At 68.4% G+C, this 5,442-nt stretch carries 5 protein-coding genes and 1 pseudogene; 2 read left to right on the forward strand and 4 right to left on the reverse strand.

Annotated features, from left to right (window positions below; all coding sequences use genetic code 11):
- Window positions 1-160: 160 nt before the first annotated feature.
- Entirely contained in the window at window positions 161-604 is a 444-nt protein-coding gene (locus ACIBJF_RS51865) for an MscL family protein (RefSeq protein ID WP_365335708.1), read from the reverse strand.
- 416 nt (window positions 605-1,020) lie between these two features.
- On the opposite strand from ACIBJF_RS51865, the gene ACIBJF_RS51870 reads away from it, so the two are divergent.
- Window positions 1,021-1,521: a GNAT family N-acetyltransferase gene (locus tag ACIBJF_RS51870; RefSeq protein WP_399184873.1), complete on the forward strand. Its 501-nt coding sequence runs from the start codon at window positions 1,021-1,023 to the stop codon at window positions 1,519-1,521.
- Window positions 1,522-1,660: 139 nt separating this feature from the next.
- On the forward strand, window positions 1,661-2,896 hold the full coding sequence (locus tag ACIBJF_RS51875) for an IS701 family transposase (RefSeq protein WP_399184876.1): 1,236 nt from the start codon (window positions 1,661-1,663) through the stop codon (window positions 2,894-2,896).
- Window positions 2,897-2,957: 61 nt separating this feature from the next.
- On the opposite strand, the pseudogene ACIBJF_RS51880 reads toward ACIBJF_RS51875, so the two are convergent.
- The 3 genes and pseudogenes from ACIBJF_RS51880 to ACIBJF_RS51890 form a co-directional block, all read right to left on the reverse strand.
- Window positions 2,958-3,246, reverse strand: a pseudogene (locus ACIBJF_RS51880) (phosphatase); the annotation flags it as partial.
- A 240-nt stretch (window positions 3,247-3,486) separates the two neighbouring features.
- On the reverse strand, window positions 3,487-4,146 hold the full coding sequence (locus ACIBJF_RS51885) for a hypothetical protein (protein ID WP_399184874.1): 660 nt from the start codon (window positions 4,144-4,146) through the stop codon (window positions 3,487-3,489).
- 93 nt (window positions 4,147-4,239) lie between these two features.
- Window positions 4,240-5,118, reverse strand: a complete 879-nt coding sequence (locus tag ACIBJF_RS51890) for an NAD-dependent epimerase/dehydratase family protein (RefSeq protein ID WP_399184875.1) — start codon at window positions 5,116-5,118, stop codon at window positions 4,240-4,242.
- Between the last annotated feature and the right edge of the window lie 324 nt (window positions 5,119-5,442).

Consider the following 5,442-nt stretch of genomic DNA (forward strand, 5'->3'; position numbering starts at 1 on the left):
CCGCCGCAGCCCTCGTCCTGCTCCAGCTCGAATACGACCGCACCGTCTAAACGATCACACACAGGCATGATCGCTTACCGGGAAAGGCTCAGTGGCAGTGCGAAAGAGGGCGGCTGCGGGAAGTCGACACTGCCACGTCCGTTGGCGCATTGGGTGCGGGCTACGGGTGGGGCGGCGTGCCCGACACGCGCTGTTCCGTCCCGCAGTGCCGGCACTTGCTCGCCTGGGCGGGAATGTCCTCGGAGAGGCAGGCGGGGCACGTCTTCACCGCGCCGGGTTCCTTGAAGGCGGCCACACCGCGCCGGGCCTGGAACTTCTTGTACGGCACGACGATCAGGAAGTAGACGACGGCCATGAAGATGACGAAGTAGATGACCGCCGAGATGAACGACCCGATGTCGAGGAAGGTCGCCTTGTTCGCGGGCCGCCCGAGCTGCCACCCGAGCCCGAAGTTCCGGCCCCCTTGCGCCCGCGCGATGATTGGGTTGATCACGTTGTCCGTGAACGACTTGATGAGGGTGCTGAGTGCCAACGCGACGATCAAACCCACCGCCACGACGACGATGTCGCCCCGCATCAGGAAGTTCTTGAATCCCCTGAGCATGTTGTCTCTCCGCGTCGACGCCGATTTAACTGATTCATCATCAGAACACTAACCATCAATGGGCGAGGCGAGCGTGTGACGCGCGGGAATCGTGATATCGGTCGACTTGGCGGCGGGCAGGGGTTCCACCCCTCTCGGACGCACGGGTTCGCGCCCGGCCCGACGCGGCGCCGTATACGGCCGGTCGGCACGCCTGCCCCTTCGAAAGCTCATGGAAAGCGCGCATGTCACTCGAATGCCGAGTGTGCTTTCACAACAGTTTCTCACCCCAGAGAATTCTTCGATTTTACCCGCAGAAAGACCGTCGATCCGCTTAATACTCCAGCTGTAGATCGTGATGTGCCATGGTCTTGGGGCTGTCTGCCGCTGATGGAAACTCAGGTGGCCTCGGCGCGCGGTCCGGGTAGAGTCGCGCCGTGCCCGAGCTGAAGCAGTTGGATGCTGGTCATGCCCCGGCGGTCCTGGCCTTCGAACTGGCGAACCGCGCCTACTTCGCTGCCTCGATCTCTGACCGAGGCGACGAGTTCTACGACCAGTTCGCCGACCGGCACAGCGCCATGCTGGCCGAGCAAGAGGCCGGCGGCTGCGCCTTCTACGTGCTGGTCGCCACGGACGGCTCGATTCTGGGCCGGTTCAACCTGTACGACTTCAAAGACGGCACTGCCAACCTCGGCTATCGGGTCGCGCAGCATGTCGCCGGCCGCGGCGTTGCGACCGCGACCCTCCGGGAGTTGTGCCAGCTGGCGGCGGCACGGCACGGGCTGCGCGCACTGCGCGCAGCCACCTCCCACGCCAATGCCGCGTCCCAGAGGGTGCTGACCAAGGCCGGGTTCGTCCCGGTCGGCCCGGCAGACCCGGCCGACCTCGGTGGTAAGCCGGGCACCTGGTATCAGCGCGACCTGGCACTCCAGCCGTAGACCGCGATCTTGCCGGTGGCCCGGCTGCGGAATGGCTGCGGCCACCGTTGATCATCGGTGTGTGAAGACTGAAGATCATGCGGTGGCCGCAGGTCACAGCGTAGACCCTGCTCGATGGCAAGAGGCGTTCGAGGGCCTGATGGGCCGGATCGCGGGCCGGTTCAAGCGGGTCGAACCCCGACGCCGGGTCCGGCGCTTGGTGCTCGGGCTGCTGTCGGATCTGCCGCGCAAGAACTGCTGGACCATTGCCGAATGGGCCGGGGAGACCACCCCGGACGGCATGCAGCACCTGCTGGGGCGGGCCAAGTGGGACGCCGACGCCGTCCGTGACGACGTGCGCGGATACGTGGTGGAGCATCTGCACGATGACCAGGCTGTGCTGGTGGTCGACGAGACCGGCGACGTGAAGAAGGGCACCGGCACGGTCGGCGTCCAGCGTCAGTACACCGGCACCGCCGGCAGAATCGAAAACGCCCAGGTCGCGGTCTACCTTGTCTACGCCGGTCGGCGCGGCCACACGGCCGTGGACCGGGAACTGTACGTCCCGCGCTCGTGGACCGCCGACCACGACCGCTGCCGGGCCGCGGGCCTGCCCGAGGAGACCTCCTTCGCCACCAAGCCGGAACTGGCCACGCGCATGGTCACCCGGTTCCTGGACGCCGACCACCGGGCCGCGTGGGTGGCGGCCGACGAGGTCTACGGAGGCAACCCGCACCTGCGGACCGCGCTGGAGGAACGCGGCACCGGCTATGTCCTCGCGGTGGCCTGCTCGCACGAAGTCACCACCGCCGCAGGGAAGTTCCGCGCGGATGCCCTGGCAAAGAAGGTGCCCCGGCGGGCCTGGCAGAAGCTGTCGGCCGGGGCCGGAGCGAAAGGTCCCCGCTACTACGACTGGGCCGTCATCGACCTGGCCGACTCCCGGCCGGGCATCCGCCAGCTGCTGATCCGCCGCAATCACCGCACCGGCGAACTCGCCTACTACCGCTGCTACTCACGCGCGCCGGTCCCGCTGACGGAGCTGGTGCGCGTCGCTGGATCAAGGTGGCGAGTGGAGGAGTTCTTCAAGGCCGGCAAGGGCCTGGCCGGCCTGGACGAGCACCAGGTCCGCCGCTACCCGTCCTGGTCCCGGTGGGTCACCCTCGCCATGCTCGCGCACGCCTTCCTCGCCGTCGTCCGAGCCGACGAACACGCCCGCCACCCAGCACCCGACGGCCTCATACGGCTCACCTGCAACGAGATCCAACGCCTGTTCACCACGCTCGTTGCCCGGCCTGTCCAGGACACCGCCCACCGGCTCGGCTGGTCCGCCTGGCGACGCCGCCACCAGGCCCGATCCCAGACAAGCTACTACCAGCGCCGAACCGCCCACACATGAAGATCGCGATCTACGGCTGCAGTATTAACTCGGCAAGAACGCCGCTGTTCGAACTCCCGTTGTCTCCCGGCTTGGCACCGAGTCGCGTGGCAGCCCTCAGATACGGAACGGGAGAGGGCTTGTCCTCCAACAGCGGCCGCGTCCACGATCAGCTCCGGCACCAGCAGGCCCGTCCGCAGGAAACGGCCACGCACCCGGTGCTCCTATTTCGAGGTCACCAGCGCCCAGGACCCCAGCGGCAGGCCACACAGCACCTCTGCGGCACCGCCGAAGGCTGTGTAAGGGCCGGGCCGGACATCCTCGTCCTCCAGCTCGTGCACCGTGGCCGGCAACTCCTGTGGATCGCGGCACCCGGCCGAACTCGAAACCGACCCGGCCGGAACAAGCGCCGGGGCGTTTCGGCCGGCGCCTCGTCGCGCCACCGCGGTCACGCGCCCGAGCCGACGACGCGCTGCAGTGTTCACGTCGTCCATGAGCTGGTGAGATGCATGGCGTATGTGTCAGTGACGGGGAACATCCAAGGTTGACGTCGAGGTGGCATCAGCCGATCGGGCAAGTGGGTGCGTTGCCTCAGGCTCGCCACTGAGTCGTTAAGTCCCATCGGAGGAGAGCCAGTCGGGGTCGCACAGAAGGAGACCGTCGTCGGGGGCAATGGGCAGCGCCTCGCCGGCCAGGGCGGCGTCGGCGAGGCGGGCGGGCAGGTCCGCACAGGGCAGGTCGAAGAAGGAGCCCGGCGTCTTCGGCCGTGGCGGGCGGGAGGCGGGGGAAGTGCGCAGAGCGTCGAGTGTCAGCAGTTCAGTCGCTTCCTTGAGCGCCTCGTCGGAAAGCACACTGAAGATCCGTACCGGTTCGCCAAGGTTCTCCCAGCCGACCACGTCCAGGAGTTCGGGCGCGGCCCGTAGCGCGGGGGTCTCATCGGCCCGCGGCCGCAGGGCGATCAGCCGCCGGGGCCCGTATGGAAAGGCGACCAGGATCAGGGATCGCTCGCACACCGTGTCGAGCAGCCGCAGGGCTTCCTCGGAGCGGTTCTCGATCATGGAGTGTGCGCTCCTTGGCCATTCGACTGCGCCACTGGAGGCGAGAGCGTGTGCCAGGTGCGGCTCGAGGAGACACAGGGCCAGGTCACGGCCCAGAGTGACGGTGCTCGGGTCGGTCCCCGCGTCGTTTTCGGCCCGGTCCCGCAGTCGGCCGACCACCAGCCGCGCGCGGGCGCCGTAGTCCACGGAGCGGCGCAGGAAGTCGTCGCGCAACGGCCCGGCTCGGGCAGTCGGGCGGGACAGAAGCGAGTCCGCGAGGCCGCGCAGCTGGTGGTGGTGAAGGACCTCAGCAGGGTTCTGGAGGACTCACAGGATGTCGCGCTGGGCGGCGAAACCGGTCCGCCAGGTCGGCCACTCGGGCTGCCAACCCCGGCTTCGAGCAAGCGCGTTGAGAGCACCGCGCTCCCACTCCTGCCGACCCACCACCGGGCCGGGTGCGGGCACGCCCAGGGCTTTGGCCAGGGCCGGAAGCCACTCGTGGGCGGGGGCGGGCTCGTCGTCCACTATGTTGACCGGTCCGCTTGGCCAGTCGAGCGCGGCCAGCGCGGCGCCTGCCGCGTCGGCGACGTGGACGAAGGAGCTCACCGCGTCGTTCACCGCGGTGCTCCCCAGGAAGCGCGCGGACCAGTCGCCCGCCAGGGCCGCCGCGAAAGCGCCGCCCGGTGCGTACCAGGTGCCGGGCCCGTACAACAGGCCGTACCGGAGCAAGACCGCAGTCTCCAACTCGGCCGCCGTCTCCTCCAAGGCCCTGACGGCGGCCACCATCCGGGCTCGGGGTTGAGCTTCCGTGCCGTCGAGCGGTACCACCTCCTCGGCAGGGCCTTCGCCCGGCGCATACGCCCAGGAAATCGACTGTGCGACGATCCGGCCGACCCCAGCCGCCTTCGCGGCCTCCACCAGGTTCCGGGTACCCTCTCGGCGTATTCGGCCGTTTGCTGCCCCGTCCGCGCCGGAGAGGTCGGTGAGCTGGTGGATCACTACCTCAGGTGCTGCCGCGCAGACCGCGTGCCGCAGTCTCTCCGCGTCGAGCGCGTCCGCCTGGAATCCCGTCGCTCCGAGGCTTCTGATCCGCTCGATCCCGGCCAGGGACCGTGAGGTCCCGGTGACCTCGTGCCCAGCCGCAACCAGCATCGGGACCAGCAGACTGCCGACAGCGCCGGTGGCGCCAGCGACGAAGACACGCATGAGAACTCCAGTTCCAGAGGGCGGCTGTACGGGCCCAGCCTAGATCGGAAGCGCCCCGAGCCTCGTTGGTCGGCTGGCCTGCTGGCCTGCTGGCCTGCTGGCCTGCTGGCCATGGAGTTCTCCCTCGTCAGGGTGTCTTGCCGTCGACTGACGTAGCGTCTCTAATCAGCTAAGCGATCCCATGCGGACCGTGAGGTCTGACACGGGTTCTGCCCACCTGGGCGGGGAAGCATGAGCGTGGAGATGGAATCCTGCGCCCAGTGCTGCTCCTCGCGGCTTGTGGCCGGTGGTGGGTGTGCTGATCGTGGTCACGCCCTGGTGCCG

Source organism: Streptomyces sp. NPDC050743 (assembly GCF_044456925.1).
GTDB lineage: Bacteria > Actinomycetota > Actinomycetes > Streptomycetales > Streptomycetaceae > Streptomyces.